Annotated in this window: 15 protein-coding genes; 3 read left to right on the forward strand and 12 right to left on the reverse strand. The window is 64.3% G+C overall.

Annotated elements, in window-relative coordinates; translation table 11 throughout:
* Position 1 precedes the first annotated feature (1 nt).
* From OU996_RS18680 to arcD, 5 genes are all read right to left on the reverse strand, one after another.
* Positions 2-1,579 (reverse strand): cytochrome ubiquinol oxidase subunit I, encoded by a 1,578-nt coding sequence (locus OU996_RS18680; RefSeq protein ID WP_267583093.1) that lies wholly within the window; start codon positions 1,577-1,579, stop codon positions 2-4.
* Between the two features lie 603 nt (positions 1,580-2,182).
* Positions 2,183-3,118: a carbamate kinase gene (gene arcC, locus OU996_RS18685; protein WP_267583094.1), complete on the reverse strand. Its 936-nt coding sequence runs from the start codon at positions 3,116-3,118 to the stop codon at positions 2,183-2,185.
* A gap of 3 nt (positions 3,119-3,121) precedes the next feature.
* Positions 3,122-4,123, reverse strand: a complete 1,002-nt coding sequence (gene argF / locus OU996_RS18690) for an ornithine carbamoyltransferase (RefSeq protein WP_267583095.1) — start codon at positions 4,121-4,123, stop codon at positions 3,122-3,124.
* 15 nt (positions 4,124-4,138) lie between these two features.
* Positions 4,139-5,377 (reverse strand): arginine deiminase, encoded by a 1,239-nt coding sequence (locus tag OU996_RS18695; protein ID WP_267583096.1) that lies wholly within the window; start codon positions 5,375-5,377, stop codon positions 4,139-4,141.
* Positions 5,374-6,858 (reverse strand): arginine-ornithine antiporter, encoded by a 1,485-nt coding sequence (gene arcD, locus OU996_RS18700; RefSeq protein WP_267583097.1) that lies wholly within the window; start codon positions 6,856-6,858, stop codon positions 5,374-5,376. The genes OU996_RS18695 and arcD overlap by 4 nt, the downstream gene beginning before the upstream one ends.
* 423 nt (positions 6,859-7,281) lie before the next feature.
* On the opposite strand from arcD, the gene OU996_RS18705 reads away from it, so the two are divergent.
* From OU996_RS18705 to OU996_RS18715, 3 genes are read left to right on the forward strand one after another with little or no spacing between them, the layout of a single operon-like run.
* On the forward strand, positions 7,282-8,520 hold the full coding sequence (locus tag OU996_RS18705) for an efflux RND transporter periplasmic adaptor subunit (RefSeq protein ID WP_267585755.1): 1,239 nt from the start codon (positions 7,282-7,284) through the stop codon (positions 8,518-8,520).
* Positions 8,517-9,743, forward strand: coding sequence for an ABC transporter permease (locus OU996_RS18710; protein ID WP_267583098.1), 1,227 nt, complete (start codon positions 8,517-8,519; stop codon positions 9,741-9,743). Before OU996_RS18705 ends, OU996_RS18710 begins: the two co-directional genes overlap by 4 nt.
* A complete protein-coding gene (locus OU996_RS18715) occupies positions 9,736-10,446 on the forward strand; it encodes an ABC transporter ATP-binding protein (RefSeq protein WP_267583099.1) in 711 nt (236 codons plus the stop codon). Before OU996_RS18710 ends, OU996_RS18715 begins: the two co-directional genes overlap by 8 nt.
* 37 nt (positions 10,447-10,483) lie before the next feature.
* On the opposite strand, the gene OU996_RS18720 is transcribed toward OU996_RS18715, so the two are convergent.
* The 7 genes from OU996_RS18720 to OU996_RS18750 form a co-directional block, all read right to left on the reverse strand.
* A complete protein-coding gene (locus tag OU996_RS18720) occupies positions 10,484-10,897 on the reverse strand; it encodes a DUF3775 domain-containing protein (RefSeq protein ID WP_267583100.1) in 414 nt (137 codons plus the stop codon).
* 100 nt (positions 10,898-10,997) lie between these two features.
* Positions 10,998-11,186 carry a hypothetical protein gene (locus OU996_RS18725; protein ID WP_267583101.1) on the reverse strand — a complete coding sequence of 63 codons (189 nt, stop codon included), beginning with the start codon at positions 11,184-11,186 and terminating at the stop codon, positions 10,998-11,000.
* 377 nt (positions 11,187-11,563) lie between these two features.
* Positions 11,564-12,832, reverse strand: coding sequence for a cation:proton antiporter (locus OU996_RS18730; protein WP_267583102.1), 1,269 nt, complete (start codon positions 12,830-12,832; stop codon positions 11,564-11,566).
* Positions 12,833-13,236: 404 nt separating this feature from the next.
* Positions 13,237-13,521: a hypothetical protein gene (locus OU996_RS18735; protein ID WP_267583103.1), complete on the reverse strand. Its 285-nt coding sequence runs from the start codon at positions 13,519-13,521 to the stop codon at positions 13,237-13,239.
* Between the two features lie 96 nt (positions 13,522-13,617).
* Positions 13,618-14,697 (reverse strand): alcohol dehydrogenase AdhP, encoded by a 1,080-nt coding sequence (adhP, locus tag OU996_RS18740; RefSeq protein WP_267583104.1) that lies wholly within the window; start codon positions 14,695-14,697, stop codon positions 13,618-13,620.
* 49 nt (positions 14,698-14,746) lie between these two features.
* Complete coding sequence (locus OU996_RS18745) at positions 14,747-16,231, reverse strand: NAD(P)(+) transhydrogenase (Re/Si-specific) subunit beta (protein ID WP_267583105.1); 1,485 nt, start codon at positions 16,229-16,231, stop codon at positions 14,747-14,749.
* Positions 16,200-16,544 (reverse strand): NAD(P) transhydrogenase subunit alpha, encoded by a 345-nt coding sequence (locus OU996_RS18750; RefSeq protein WP_267583106.1) that lies wholly within the window; start codon positions 16,542-16,544, stop codon positions 16,200-16,202. Before OU996_RS18750 ends, OU996_RS18745 begins: the two co-directional genes overlap by 32 nt.
* Between the last annotated feature and the right edge of the window lie 8 nt (positions 16,545-16,552).

Here is a 16,552-nt window from a genome sequence, read left to right on the forward strand (position 1 = left end):
CTCACTCCGCGGCGACGAGATGGGCGGGAACGAGGGCGGCTTCCGGCGCATCGTCCGGCTCCGGCCCCTTGCGAATGGCACGGATCATCAGCGCCATCTCGATGATGATGAGCACGGTGTAGATCGCGGCAAAGCCGAGGATGGTCGTCAGCACCGTGGCCGCGCCGAGATTCGAGACGGCGGCGGCGGTGGGCAGCACGCCCTCGATGATCCAGGGCTGGCGGCCGACCTCGGCCACCACCCAGCCCAGCTCCGCCGCGACCCACGGCAGGGGAATCGCGAGCACGGCGAGCCAAAGCAGCGGGCGGTAGCGCTCGAGGCTGCGCCGCGCCGAGAGCAGGAAGAAGGTGCCGGTCAGCAGGATGAAGAAGAAGCCGAGCCCAACCATGATGCGGAACGACCAGAACAGCGTCGGCACGCTCGGCACCGTGTCCCAGGCCGCAGCGGTGATCTGCTGGGGCGTCGCGGTGCGGGGGTCGTCGACATGGCGCTTCAGCAGCAGCGCGTAGCCGAGATCGGCGCCGTGATCCTCGAACGCCTTCTGCACCGCCGGGTCCACAGTGCCGCCGGGAGGCGTCGCGCGGATCTTCTGCAGGGCGTCGAAGGCGACAAGGCCGCTATTGATCCGATCCTGCGCCTGCCCGACCAGCTCGTCGATGCCAGGCACGGTGGTGTCCAGCGAGCGGGTGGCGATCAGGCCCATCATCCACGGAATGCGCACCGCGTAATGGGTCTCGCGGTCCTCATTGCTCGGCAGGCCGAACAGGGTGAAGGCGGCCGGCGCCGGCTCGGTCTCCCACATCGCCTCGATGGCGGCGAGCTTCATCTTCTGGTGCTCGGTGGTGAGATAGCCGCTCTCGTCGCCCAGCACGACGACGGAGAGCGAAGCGGCGAGGCCGAAGGAAGCCGCAACCGTCATGGAGCGCTTGGCGAGTTCGACATGCCGGCCCTTCAGCACATACCAGGCGGAGACGCCGAGCACGAAGAGCGAGGCGGTGACATAGCCGGCGGAGACGGTGTGGACGAATTTGGCCTGCGCCACCGGGTTCATCAGAACGGCGTAGAAGTCGGTGACCTCCATGCGCATGGTCTGCGGGTTAAACGCGGAGCCCGCCGGGTTCTGCATCCAGCCATTGGCGATCAGGATCCACAGCGCCGAGAGGTTCGAGCCGATGGCGACGCACCAGGTGGCGGTGAGGTGGCCGAGCTTCGAGAGCTTGTCCCATCCGAAGAAGAAAAGGCCGACAAACGTCGCCTCAAGGAAGAAGGCCATCAGCCCTTCAATGGCCAGCGGTGCGCCGAAGATGTCGCCGACGTAATGGCTGTAATAGCTCCAGTTCATGCCGAACTGGAATTCCATGACGATGCCGGTGGAGACGCCGAGCACGAAGTTGATGCCGAACAGCGTGCCCCAGAACTTGGTCATCTGCCGCCAGATGGGGCGGCCGGTCATCACATAGACGGTCTCCATGATGCCGAGCAGCATGGACAGGCCGAGGGTGAGGGGGACGAAAAGGAAGTGATAGAGCGCGGTCATCGCGAATTGCAGGCGCGACAGGTCGACGACGTTGAGTTCCATCTTGGCGGCTCCGTTGGCCGGGTCTCTCGATAACGGCGCGCCGCACGGCGTACGGCGCAAGGCACGACAGGCCGCGCGGCCGGAAGGCTGCGGGCGCGTGTTCGGATAGCGATGATGACGACGCGCTCGGTCCCTGAAGAGCGCGGCAGACGTTATGGAATGAGCGCCAATCGCAGGATGGCGCGCTTCCGGTCAGAACGGCGTGAAAGTGGTATCCATGGTCGCGACGATGTCCCGCAGCGGTTGCTGATGCCCGGTAACATTTACGGCCCGAGCCGATCGGGGCCTATCCGCAGGAGCCCTTAGACATTCCGTCCATGACGGACAAAGCGCTCGGGAGATGGCCAGCAGGCCGGTCCAACACGGGGGATGCTCACGTCCAGAAGCTCAGCTGGCTTCGGCAGCCATCACACCCGCCGTGGCGCAAGGCGCCAAGCAGACCGTCTCGCTGACGGAGATCAGCTCCCTAACCCTGGCCACGGGCGTCCAGGCTGAGCCCGCGCTCGCGGACCCAGCCGCTCGCAAGGGCCCCATCGAGTGTCGGCGAGATTTACCAAGCCGGTCGGTTGCCGGTTCGGTTGACGCCATGAGCGCCGGGCGCGCTCAGTTGCGATGCTGAACATCCAGCGCGCCGGGCAAGATGAGCGTTCCGGTATTTCCCTTGAGCATGGCCATGGCGTCTTCGAGCCGGCCGATGGCCGCCGGATGGCCGGTCAGGGCCGCGAAGTGCGTCGCCGCCTCGATCTTCGGGCGCATGGAGCCGGCAGCAAACGCGCCTGCCGGCAGCGAGGCTGCACCGGCGCGCGCGATGGGCCGCGCCTGCGGTGTGCCAAAATCGACATAGACTGCATCGACATCGGTCAGCAGCAGCAGCATGTCAGCCCCGATCTGACGGGCCAGCAAGGCGCTGGCGCGATCCTTGTCGATGACGGCCTCGACACCCGCGAGGCTGCCATCGGCGCGCGCGACCACGGGGATGCCGCCGCCGCCGGCGCAGATGACGGTGACATCGCTTTCCAGCAACATCGCGATGACCTTGATCTCAAGAATTTCCAGCGGCTCGGGAGAGGCGACGACGCGCCGCCACGTGGCGTTTTCAGGCTTGAACGTCCAGCCCCGCTCCGCTTTCAGGCGCTGCATGGCGGCGCCGTCATAGAGCGGGCCGATGGGCTTGCTGGGCGCATGGAAGGCCGGATCGGCGGGGTCGACGCGGGTCTGCGTGAGCAGGGTGGCGAGCCGCGCGCCGCTGCCGAGCCGGTTGCCCAGCTCTTGCTCGATCAGGTAGCCGATCATCCCCTCGCTTTCCGCGCCGAGAATGTCGAGCGGATAGGCCCCGTCCGCCGGGCCGGCGGCCGCCTGAAGCGCGATCAGCCCCACCTGCGGGCCATTGCCATGGGTAATCACGATCCGGTGGCCCGCCGCGATCAATGCCGCGAGGGAGAGGGCGGCGCGCCCCACATTGGCCCGCTGGGCGGCGGCGGTCATCGGCTCACCCCGCTTGAGCAGTGCATTTCCGCCAAGTGCCACGACCAATCGCACCGCTCAGCCTCCGATGGTGGCGATGAGGATCGCCTTGATGGAGTGCATCCGGTTCTCAGCCTGGTCGAAGACAATGGAGGCCGGGGACTCGAACACCTCCTCGGTGACTTCCATGCAGTCGATGCCGAACCGCTTCTGGATATCGGCACCGGCGCTGGTCTCCGCGTTGTGGAAAGACGGCAGGCAATGCATGAACTTGACGTAGGGATTGCCGCTAGCTGCCATCACCTCGCGGGTGACGCGGTAGGGCGCGAGCAACTCGATGCGCTTGCCCCATTCCGCCTCATCTTCCCCCATGGACAACCAGACATCGGTGTAAAGAAAATCGGCGCCCTTGACCGCCTCGACCACGCTCTCGGTCACCGTCAGTTTGGCGCCCGTATCCCGGGACAGCGCCTCCACATGGGCGATGAAGCCCGCTTCGGGCCACCGGCTGCGCGGCGCGGCGATGCGCATGTCCATACCGACTTTGGCGGCGCCGATGGCCAGCGACATCGCCACATTGTCCCGACCATCGCCCATGAAGGCCAGCACCATGTCGGACAGATGCTTATGCGTGAATTCGCGCATGGTCATGAAGTCGGCCAGCACCTGTGTCGGGTGCGACTGATTGGTGAGGCCGTTATAGACAGGTACTCCGGCGTATTTCGCCAAAGCCTCGACGATCGACTGGTCGAAGCCGCGATACTCGATGGCGTCGTACATGCGGCCGAGCACGCGCGCGGTGTCCTTGATCGTCTCCGTGCGGCCGATGTGACTGCCGCTCGGTCCGATGAACGTGACATGCGCCCCTTGATCATAGGCCGCAACCTCGAAGCCGCTGCGCGTGCGGGTCGAGTCCTTTTCAAAGATGAGGGCGATGTTTCGCCGCTCCAGCCTTCGCTGCTCGGTCCCCGCTGCCTTGGCCGCCTTGAGTTGGCTGGCCAATTGTAGGAGGAAGCGGATCTCACCGGGGTTGAAGTCGTCAAGCGTCAGGACGCTGCGGGCGTGTAGATTGACGGGCATGGATCGACCTTCTCTCTAGAGAGCATCGCGGCTGATCGGGCAGGACATGCAATGGCTTCCGCCCCTGCCACGGCCCAGCTCCGAGCTTTCGATGGTGATCACTTCGACGCCCGCATGCCGAAGCAAGGTATTGGTGTACACGTTGCGGTCGTAGCCGATGACCAAGCCAGGCTCGATGGCGAGCAGGTTGTTGCCGTCGTCCCATTGCTCGCGCTCGGCTTCGTAACCATCGCCGCCAGTCGCAATGACCCGCAGTTCATCGAGCCCCAGGGCCTGCTTCACGACATCGATGAAGGGCCCGGTTTCCTCCACGATGTCCAGGACACCGGCTTTATCGCCGGGTCGCAGGGAAAACGTCCGGATACGGTCGACGATTGGCGGATAGACCGTCACCAAATTGCGATCACAGAAGGTGAAGATGGTGTCGAGATGCATGAACGAGCGGTCGCGCGGCATCAGCGCGGCAAGTACGCGCGTTGCCGTGCCGGCGGCGAACAGCCGAGAGGCCAGCATGGAGACCGCCTGCGGTGTGGTGCGCTCACCCATACCGATCAGCACGAGGCCCTCGGCAAGCGGCATCACGTCGCCACCCTCCAGCGTCGCGATGCCGGGGGCGGCGTCGGCGCCATCCCACCATGTTTCAAAGGTTGCATCCGCGAAGCGCGGGTGAAACGTGTAGATCGCCGCCAGGTTAAGTGCCTCCGGGCGGCGCGCCGGCCAATACATCGCGTTGATGGTGACGCCCCCGTAGATCCAGCAGGAGCTGTCGCGGGTGAACAACTGATTGGGCAAAGGCGGCAGCACGAAATCCTGCGGCGCCATGGTCCGCCCGGCGAGGCCGGCCGGTTTAAACGCCAGTTCGGCGCGCGCCACGCCGCCGACGAGGAAGCGAGCGAGTTCCACGGCAGGCATCCCGTCCAGCCAGCCCCGCATTTCGTCGACCAGGTCCGTGCCAACCGTCTCCGCGCTGACGCGGCGATCGAGCAGCCATTGGCGCGCCGCTGGAATGGCAACGATATCCGCCAGCAACTGGCCCTGATCCATCACGCCAACCCCGCGCTCGCGCAGCGCGTCGACGAAGACATCGTGCTCCTGTCGGGCCTTCTTCACCCAAAGGACATCGTCGAACAGCAGGGCCTTGCAGTTGTCGGGCGTCAGTCGTTGCAGGCTGAGGTCGGGGCGGTGGACGAGGACTTCCCGCAGCTTGCCGACCTCGGAATAGGCGCCGATCTGGGTCGTGGCGATCGCGTTCATAGGGGGCTGATGCTTCCGTTCCAGATGAGACAGGCGGCGGTGATCGCGGCAATGGCGATCCCGACAGCGATGGCGATCTCGATGGGGGTGAAGATCTTTTGGGCGTTCTCGCGCCGGGTCCAGACATAGATGCCGATGCCCGGCGCATAGAGCATGGCGACCATCAGCAGATAGGTCGGCCCTGCGGCATAGACGAGCCAGATGCCATAGACCGTGGCAATGGCGCCCCCGATCATGTCTCGGACACGGCGCTCGCCGGGCTTGTAGGCTTCGCCCGAGATGGCCAGTTTCAGCGCATAGGCGCCCGAGAAGGTGTAGGGGATCAGAATGGCTGTCGAGGCAATGTTGAGCAGCGAAAGATAGGTGCTGTTCGCGAGCAGCGTCAGGATCAGGAAGAGCTGGACTAGGCCATTGGTGATCCACAATGACGTAGCCGGTGCTCCAGCCTTGTTTTCCCAACCAAAGAAACGCGGCATCGTCCCATCGCGCGAGGCCGCATAGGGCACTTCCGCCGCAAGCAGCGTCCAGGCCAGAAAGGCACCGAGGACGGAAACCACGAGGGCGACATTAATCAGCACCGCTCCCCAGGGGCCGACGACATGCTCGAGCACGCCCGCCATTGAGGGGTTCTTCAGGACGGCGAGTTCCGGCCGACTGATGATGCCCAGAGAAAGCAGAGACACGAGTGCGTAAATCAACAGGGTGGTGACGAAACCGGCAAACGTGGCGACGCCAATGTCCTTGCGCCGGCGCGCGCGGCCGGAGACGACGCTCGCCCCTTCAATGCCGATGAAGACCCAGAGGGTAATCAGCATAGTGCTCTTGACCTGATCCAGGATCGTTCCGGGACCGGGCGTTGCGAGGCCGATGAAGTCCAGCGTGAACACGTCCAGCCGGAAGGCGACGATCGCCAGGGCGATGAACACGACGATGGGCGCGATCTTGGCAACCGTGGTGATGACATTCGCGAAGGCGGCTTGTTTCACGCCCGAGAGGATCAGGCTGTGGATCAGCCAGAGGACGGCCGAAGCTCCGGTGACTGCCTGCCAGGTATTGCCGTTGCCGAACGGCGGGAAGAAGTAGGACAGGGCGCTGAACAGCACCACCGCATAGGAGACGTTGCCGATCCATGCGGAGAGCCAGTAGCCCCAGGCGCTGTTGAACCCGACAAAGGGTCCGAACCCCGCCTTGGCGTAGGCATATGGCCCCGAATTCAGCTCCGGCTTCCGGATGGAAAGGCCCTGGTAGACGAAGGCCAGAGCCAGAATGCCGATGCCGCTGATCGTCCAGCCGATGATGATGGCGAGCGGGCCGGCGCCGGCCGCGAGGTTCTGCGGGAGATTGAAGACGCCGGACCCGATCATCGACCCGATGACGACGGCTGTAAGAGCTCCAAGCCCCAGCACGCCCGCCGGCACGCTTGCGGGCGTGCCGGCTGCTTTGGGCCTCGTTTCGACGCGCTCAAGAGACGACAGTGTCATGGTGCGTGTCCCAAAGACCGGCTCCTGCGCCCGAAAAGGGCGCCTTCCTGATGCTGGCGCGACGTGTGGAGGCTCCCGAGGCGAGCCGCCCGCGCGGGCCATCGCTCAAAAGCTGAGTTCAGCAGCTCCGTGGCAGGCGCTCGACGCCCCTCATTTCTGGCAGGAACCTATCGCCAGCTTGAGAAGAACAGCAGGGCCGGAAACTACTCAGGCCCAGCTCTCGCAGCTATGAAACGACGCATCGACCGCTCTCTAAAACACCTTCGGAACAACCGGCATCGTAATCTGATCGGTAAAACGTCTGCCTCCCACGAGGACTGCGTAGATTCCGATGCTAGCCTATCGGCATGGCAGGCCTTCTATTTGACCGTTCAGCACAGCGATGAGGTCATAGTGGGTCAGACTGCGGCAACCGACGCCCCGATGCCCCCGACTTCTCTACTGCTGCAAGGCGGTCGGTGGTTCTGGGCACGCAAATGGGCGATCGCCGGTATTCTCGTCCTCGGCATCGCGGCCGGCCTGGGCGTGCTGCGTTGGCTTGTCGGCCCTGAGGTTGCGGTCTACCCAGTGCTTCGCTCGGATCTGGTGAAGACCGTCGTTGCCAGCGGGCATGTGGAGACGCCGTTTCGCGTCGAAATCGCCAGCCAGATTACGGCGACAGTTGCCGAAGTTCTCGTCGAGGAGGGCCAGTCGGTCACCGCCGGCCAGCCTCTTGTCGCCTTGGACCAGCGGGAACTTCAGGCCGCCGTCGTGCAGGCGCACGCGACATCGGCACAAGCCGACGCCCAGCTCCGCCAGATGCGCGAACTGACACTGCCGGCGGCCGAGGAGAGCCTCAAGCAAGCCAAGGCAACACTTCTGAATGCCGAGGCTGCCTTCCAGCGTGCCGAGGAACTCGCGACCTCCGGCTATGGCACGCGCGCCGTTCTCGATGCCGCGACCAAGGATATCGACATCGCCAAGACGCAGGTTCGGACGGCCGAATTGCAGGTTTTCACCTCAACGGCCGGCGGCGCGGATTTCGTTATGGCCGAAACCCAGCTCGAACAGGCGCAGGCCAGCCTCAATGAGGCTAAAGCCCGGCTGGGATATGCCACCATCACCTCGCCGCGAGACGGCATTCTGATCACGCGCAGCGTCGAGCGCGGCACGGTCGTCGTACCCGGTCAGGCCCTTCTCGTCCTCGCACCGACCGGCGCGGTCCAGCTCGTGCTGGAAATCGACGAGAAGAATATCGGTCTGCTCAGCCTCGGGCAGGCAGCGCTCGCATCGGCCGACGCGTATGCCGACCAACGTTTTCCGGCGATCCTGTCCTACATCAATCCCTCGGTCGACATCAGCCGCGCCTCGATCGAGGTCAAGCTGACGACGACCAAGCCTCCGGCCTATCTGCGCCAGGACATGACGGTTTCGGTCGATATCGAAGTCGCACGCCGCGACGGGGTGATGGTCGTGCCCGCGCGCACCGTTCACGATTCCCTCACGGCCGCGCCCTGGGTTCTCGTCGTCCGGAATGGACGCGCGCAGGCGCAGCCCGTCCATATCGGCCTGCGCGCTGCGGACTCAATTGAGATACTCAGTGGCGTCGCGCCTGGTGAACAGTTGGTGCCTATCGCATCGGGTATTCGTGCCGGGCAGCGCCTGCGGCCGGTGGCCTCATGAGGAACTGGGCGCCGATCGAATGGACGATCGCGCTGCGCTTCCTCACCGAGGGGATCATGCAGACCGTATTCATCCTCACGGGAATTGCGATGGGCGTCGGCGTCATCGTCTTCATGTCGGCGATGCTGGCGGGATTGCAGGCCAACTTCATCAAGCGGGTGCTGACCTCGCAGGCCCATATCCAGATCATTCCACCCGATGAGATCGCGCGGCCGTTGCGGTCGGGGACCGACATCGTGGAGGGCGCCATCGTGCAGAGGCCTTCCCAGCGAATCCTGTCGATCGATCAGTGGCAGACCATCAGAACCGCCATGAAGGCACGGCCCGACGTCGTCACGGTATCGCCGACGGCGACGGGCTCGGCGCTCGCCATTCGCGGCGACGCTTCCCGCAGCATCACCTTAACCGGCATGGAGCCGGAGCTCTATTTCCAGATCGTTCGGGTGCCCGACTACATCGTCGCGGGAACGTCGAAGCTGGAAAGCGACGACATACTGATCGGCACCGAGCTTGCCAAGGATCTCGGCGCCACCATTGGCGACAAGCTCAATTTGAGCGTCTCGTCGGGCGCCACACGTGTCCTCACCATCACCGGCATTTTCGACCTCGGCAACAAGAGCGCCAATGAGCGCAATACCTTCGTCGCGCTGCGGACGGCGCAAAGCCTGCTCGACCTGATCGGTGGCGTGACGACCCTCGATGTCACGGTCACCGACATCTACGCTGCCGAGTCGATCGCGCAGGACATCTCGGCCGCGCTTCCCATCCAGGCCGACAGCTGGATCAAGACCAACGCCCAGTTCTTCACGGCGGTCAGTGCACAGCAATCGTCCAACACGCTGATCCGCTCCTTCGTGGGGCTCTCGGTTGCCTTCGGTATCGCAGCCGTGCTGGTCGTCTCGGTGATCCAGCGCTCGAAGGACATCGGCATCCTCCGGGCGATGGGCGCGCGGCGCGGCCAGGTGCTGGGCGTGTTTCTGATCCAGGGTGGCGTGCTCGGCCTCATCGGCTCCCTGATCGGTTCGAGCCTTGGTGCCGGTGCCCTTGGCCTGTGGCACGGGGCTGCACGGCAGGCCGACGGCACGGAACTCTTCCCGCTGATGCTGGAGCCGAGCCTGTTCGTCATTGCCGCCGCTGTCGCAACACTGACCGGCGTGGCTGCGGGCATGGCGCCGGCGCTGAGAGCCGCGCGTCTCGATCCGGTGGAGGCGATCCGTGGTTGATGTCCTGGCGCTCGCGCAGATCCGCAAGTCCTACAATGTCGGTACGCCGGTCGAGACCGAGGTGCTGCACGGCATTGATCTCACGCTTGCCGCTGGCGAGTTCGTCGCGCTCATGGGGCCGTCCGGTTCGGGCAAGAGCACGCTCCTGAACATAATCGGCCTGCTGGACCGCCCGACATCGGGAACCGTCTCGATCAACGGGCAGAGCACCGCGGGCCTGTCCGATTCCGGGCTGACGGCGCTGCGCGGCCACACGATCGGCTTCGTCTTCCAGTACCACTACCTCATCTCCGCGTTCACGGCGGCGGAGAACGTGATGATGCCGATGCTGGTGGGTCATGGCCGGCGAACCGATGCGATGCAGGACGTCGCTTATGGTCTTCTCGCCGACGTCGAGTTGACGCGCTGGCGCGACAACCGCGCGACCAACATGTCCGGCGGCCAGCAGCAGAGGGTCGCGATCGCGCGAGCCCTGGCGATGAACCCCTCTCTTGTGCTGGCTGACGAGCCGACCGGCAATCTCGACAGCGTCTCCGCGGACGGTGTCTTCGACCTGATGCGGCGGATCAATAAGGAGCGTTCGACGACGTTCCTGATTGTCACGCACAATCTCGAACTCGCCCAGCGTTGCGACCGGATCCTTGATGTCATCGATGGCCGAATTTCGGGGCAGGAAGCCGGGAGGCTCTCGGCGCCGGCCTGATGGCAGTCGGATCGCGCCGTGCGGCACGCCTCAGCGGTCACTCCGCGTCGAAATCCTCACAGGTCTCGCCAAACAAAGAGAGCCCCTCCTCCAGGTAGTCGGATACAAGCGGCAGGCCCATGAGATAGGCGGCTGTGTGGGCGTTATGGGCGTATCTGGCATCCGCCTGAAGCCGGCTCCAATCGGCGATGGTGCCATCACCTCGCCCCAACCAGGCCAGCGCGACGAGCTCAATCTGCTCATCCACGTCCAGGTCGTTGATGAAACTGCGCAGTTCATGCTGAACCGGGTCGTTTCCGTCATCTTCAAGCACATCAATCATGCCGTCGTCGCTGGCGTTGGAGCCGGAATCGGGATCCGTCATGCCTTCCTTCCCGTCGAACTGCCGCGCCTTCGACAGGATGAAGCAGACCTTGCGGGTGGCGATGGCCAGATCGGGTACGTCGGTCATTGAACTCTCCACATCGTGGCGCTTCGCAAAAAAGGACATGCAGCCTGAACCACGCAGGCACCAAATGGCATGCGCTCCGCAGGCGAGGCGTCCGCCTCCTTCAGCGCTTCTCGTCGCTCTTGGCTTTGGACTTGGCGGCGAATGCGGCGTCGACCTCATCCTTGGTGATCCTTGCAGCCGGATCACCGCTTTCATTCAGGTTCTGCTCTTCGGTGCCGTCCCCCATCATGCCGGGATGGATGACGGTATCAGGGATCTTCTCGGTCTTTCCGGCGGGTTTGGTGCTCATCTGAAAATCCTTTGTGCCGGCGCGATCCGGCGTCGAAAGGATAGCGCTTGATAACTTGCACCCGGAAGGTTCGGAAAACCCTCACCTTGATCACAGCTTTGCCGGAGCGCGGCGCGGCAGTCTTGTGCCGGAAAGACCTCCCAACGATCGGCCGTGCGTCGTTTCCGCGGCTGGTTGTGTCGCACCGGCAATGGTCCCGTCCCGTCCGTATCGGACACTGGCCGACTGCGCGGCGCCAGCCGCATTCTCCAGACCAGGACCTCCGTAAGGACCTCGAAGCGGCGCACCATCAGGCGGGCCGTACGGCACCCAACAAGCGTTGATCCGCCGCTTAATATTTCGAGCTGATACGCTGAACGGGAATCCAGCGAAATGCGCTATGTGCCGTCCCTCTTGCGCGCCAGTACGGTGCGCCGGGCGACCCAGCCCAGTGACGAGCCCTGCACGATGACCGAGAACAGTACGACCGCATAGGTCGCAGCTAAGATCCACGGCTTGGCCTCTCCCTCGGGGATGGAGAGCGCCAGCGCTATGGATATGCCGCCGCGGATCCCGGCCCAGCTCAGGAAGACGACATTGCTGCGCGACATCAGCCCGGTGGCCCAAGGCAGGAGTGTCGGCAGGCCAACGGCGATGAAACGCGCGGCGATCACGATCGGAATGGCGGCCGATGCGAGGACAAGGGCGTGTGGGTCGAACCGGAGGATGAGCACTTCCAGCCCGATCAACAGAAAAAGCAGTGAATTCAGCACTTCGTCGATGAGGGTCCAGAGCCCGAAGACATAGGTCTGGGTCCGGTCGCTCATGGCGTCACGGGGCGCGCGATATCCGATCAGCAGGCCTGCGGCGACGACCGCGAGCGGCCCACTGACATGGATGCGCTGCGCGATCGCGTAGGTCGCTGTGACCAGTGCGAGCGTGATGAGCACCTCGATGGAATAGTCGTCGATCAGCCGCATGGCCCAATAGGCGAGGTACCCGGTCGCCAAACCGAGCAGCAGGCCGCCGCCGGCTTCGGCGACCAGCAGTTCGGTGATCGCCGGCAGCGAGGTCTTGTCGCCGCCCTGCCCCGTTGCGAATGTCAGCAGAATTGTGAAGATCACGATGCCGACGCCGTCGTTGAACAAGGATTCGCCCTTCATCTCGACCTCGAGACTTTCCGGCACCTTGACGCTCTTGAGCGTGCTCATGACCGCCACCGGATCGGTTGGGCTTATGAGGGCGCCGAAAACCAGCGCCCAGGGCAATGAAAGGGGTTGGCCAAGCAGCCTTGCCGCCTGCCACATCAGGAAACCGACGATGAATGTTGATGCGACGGTTGCGAAGGTCGCGAGCACGATGACCGGAAGGGCGCGGCTGGCCAGCGACTTGAGATCCACATGGAGCGCGCCGGCAAAGAGCAGGAAGGCCAGCATTCCGTCCATCACCACCGAGGTGAAGTCGATGTGCAGAAGGGCGCTCGTCAAGGGTTCGAAGAGATGCTCGCTCGGATAGAGGATGTCAATCGCCACCAGCATCAGGGACGCGGCGACGCTCATTGTCAGCAGGCCGACGCTGCGCGACATGGGCAGGAATTTATAGTTGACCCAGCCCAGAACGGCGGAGAGGGTCAGAAGGAGGGCCGAAAGCTCAAAGATTGACAGCAACGGATTTCCTTGTGCCGATGGCGTCCGGATGATGCCATATTTGGATCGTCCATCCTGTCAGCCGTGTCACCGCCCTCGTGCGAACGGTGACACGCAGGACGTCCGGCCCTTGCTTTGGCATTAGGGGAAAGACCGCGACCTTGGCGCTATCCTTAAACCTAGTGTAGCCGCTCTTTTCGACGCGTGAATGTCACTCGTCCCTTCCGCTTGCACACGGGGGCGGGTGCGGCACACGACTGTTCTGCGTGATGCCGCATATCGTGCGCTCATGTCTCCAGAGTGTGGAACCAAGTATCGCTCGTGACCTTACCGGACCATGCCGATGCCCAGGGGTCAGCGGAACCCGTCGATGTCCGAGAGTGGCTCGCGCCGATTCCCCTCTGCCGGGGTAACGCAGAGGGCATTCATCCTTCGCCTTGATCGGGCGGCGTGAGGACGACACCGTCATACTGCTGGCCCTGGTCTTTGCCCCGGACCAGAAATACCTCATCGGTCCCTGCAAGCCTGTATTCACCGTGGCCAACCATCGTCAGCACGCGGCCGTCTGCGAGCTGCATCCGCCGGATGCCAGCCTGCCGTTTGTTCGGTTCCACCTCGGTTCCGGCGTCCATCTCGTCTTCCACCTCGTAGAGGGTGACGATGTCGCCGCCCGGCGTTTCCGCCGACGGCATCGCAATGATCTTTTCCATGCCCGTCTCCCAGTGAAACGCCTGACCGCCCGGCAATGCAGCCGGGCGGTCAGGTGAGGTGTTCACATTTGGCGTGTCGTTTGACTGCCCTATGGTTCAGACGACCTCAAGCGGCCGTGCCAGAGCGGGAGCCTGCGCGACGTTCGGCACGAAATCGAGAACCACGCGGGAGGGAACGTCGCCATGCTCCAGCCGCTCGAACACCTCGTTGATCGAGGCGAGCGGCTGAAGCTCGATATCGGCCTTCACCTTGCCCTCGGCGGCAAAGGACAGGCATTCGGCCATGTCCTCGCGCGTGCCCACGAACGAGCCCCGCACGGTGATGCAATTGGCTACCACATCGAAGAGCGGGAGCGGAAAGTCGCCCGGCGGGAGGCCGACGAGAACGCAGGTGCCCCGCTTGCGGGTCATCCCGACGCCCTGGTTGAAGGCGCTCAGCGAAGGAGCGGTAATGAGCACGCCATGGGCGCCGCCATCGGTCCCCTGCTTCACCGCAGCCGCCGGATCGCCGTGCCGTGCATTGACGACGAGATCGGCGCCGAGCCGCGTGGCATGGGCAAGCTTGCCATCGTCGATATCGACCGCGCAGACGTGCAGCCCCATGGCCTTGGCATACTGCACGGCCAGATGGCCGAGGCCGCCCGCGCCGGAGATGGCGATCCACTCGCCCGGCCTGGCGCGGGTTTCCTTGATCCCCTTGTAGGTGGTGATGCCGGCGCAGATGATCGGGGCCGCTTCACGCGGGCCGAGCCCGGCGGGGATATGCGCCACATAGTTCGGATCGGCGAGGACATATTCGGCGAAGCCGCCGTTCTTCGTATAGCCGCCGAACTCAGCTTCGCCGCACACCGTCTCCCAGGCCGCGAGGCAATGCTCGCAATGGCCGCAGGCCGAATAGAGCCAGGGCACGCCGACCCGGTCGCCTTCCCGCACGATCTTCACGCCGGCACCAACCGCCACCACGCATCCAATCGCTTCGTGGCCGGGAATGAACGGCAGGCTGGGCTTCAGCGGCCAGTCGCCGTTGCGGGCGTGAAGGTCAGTGTGGCACACGCCGCAAGCTTCGGTCTTGACCAGGATCTGGCCAGGACCGACCGTCGGCACGTCCCATTCCTGAAGTTCGAGCGGCTTGCCGAAAGCCGTGACGACGGCGGCCTGCATCTTCTGGCGAGACATGATGGGCTCCTTTCGGGAGAAACGATGTCAGCGGGACGTTGCGCGTGGATCAGGCGGCGGCGGCGCCGAGCCCCCGGACGGCCTCGATCATCTGCACCAGCACGGCCTGTGCATCGCCGTAGACCATGTTGCAGTTGTCGCCGTAGAACAGCGCGTTCCGGATACCGGCATAGCCCTTGCCTTCGCCGCGCTTGACCACGAAGGCCTGTTTCGCCTTGTCGACGTTGAGGATCGGCATGCCGAAGATCGGCGACGACTTGTCAGTCCGCGCCGCCGGATTCACCACGTCGTTGGCACCGATCACCAGCGCGACGTCGGCAGCGGCGAAGTCGTCATTGATGTCTTCCAACTGGAAAATCATGTCATAGGGTACGCCGGCTTCCGCCAGCAGCACGTCCATCTGGCCGGGCATGCGGCCGGCGACCGGGTGGATCGCGAACCGGACGCTGACGCCGGCCGCCTGTAGCAGCTTGACGAATTCATAGAGCTTCTGCTGCCCCTGCGCGGCCGCCAGCCCATAGCCCGGCACGATGATGACCTTGGCCGCATAGCGCATGGCAATGCCGGCATCGGAGGCTGCGACGGGACGCAGGCTGCCCTTGATCGTCCCGGCCGCGTGCTTTGCCCCCTCGCCGAAATTAGTGAAGACCACGTTGGCCACCGAGCGGTTCATCGCCTTGGCCATCAGCAGCGTCAGCAACAGGCCGGCCGCGCCCACCACCATGCCGGCGATCATCAAGGCCGGATTCTGCAGAACGAACCCGCCAAGTCCGACCGCAAGCCCGGTCAGTGCATTGTAGATCGAGATCACAACCGGCATGTCGGCACCACCGATAGGCAATGTCATCAGCACGCCGAACAGCAGGGCACAGCCGAAGAAGATATAGATCCAGCTCGACGTCGGAAGCAGCAGCGGCGCGCCCGAAAGCGTTGCGAACAGGATGGCGCCGCCCACCGCCAGCGTGACCAGCATGACCGCGGCATTTGCGATCTGCTGGCCCTTGACCCGCAGGGGTTTGCTGAGAACCCCGCTCAATTTCGCCCAGGCGATTAGTGAGCCGGACATGGAGACCGCGCCGATCAGCGCGCCGAGTAGGGCGACGCCTAATGTGGTGGCACTGGTCTGCATGCCGAACAGTTCGACGGCGGCGACGGCGGCGGCCGCCCCGCCGCCCATGCCATTGTAGAGCGCCACCATCTCCGGCATGGCGGTCATGGCGACCTTCCGGCCGCTCCACCAGGCGAGCCCACCGCCGAGCGCCAGAGCGATCAGTGCCAGCGCGACATTCGTCATCAGATGCGGCCGGGCGGCGTCGCTGACGCTGAACACGTACAGGAAGCTGGCCAGCACCGCCGCCACCATACCGATGCCGGCCATGGAAATGCCCGACAGCGCCGTGGCAGGCGACGACATGCGTTGCAAGCCGAACAGGAAGAGGAAGGCCGCCGCGAGGTCCGCGCTTCCTATGACGAGTTGCGGGATAAGGGTGAACATGGGCCCCTCAGCTTTTCTTGATATGATGAACCCGCGCATGGGCGGGTTTGGCTGGCGCGCCGCTGATCCTGAACATGGCGAGCATGCGGGTGGTGACGGCATAGCCACCGGCGGCATTGCCGGCGCCGAGCAGAACGGCGACAAAGCCGATCGCCTGCTCCTGCACCGTGCTGGCATTGAGGAGGGCGAACAGGCCGCCGACCACCACGATGCCGTGGACGAAATTGGAGCCGGACATCAAAGGCGTGTGCAGGATCGCCGGAACGTGGCCGATGATCACCCAGCCAGCAAAGCCGGCGAGCATGAAGATATAGAGGGCGACAAAGCCGGTCATCGTGATCGAGAAGTCCATAATGCCCT

Source organism: Ancylobacter sp. SL191 (assembly GCF_026625645.1).
Lineage (GTDB): Bacteria > Pseudomonadota > Alphaproteobacteria > Rhizobiales > Xanthobacteraceae > Ancylobacter.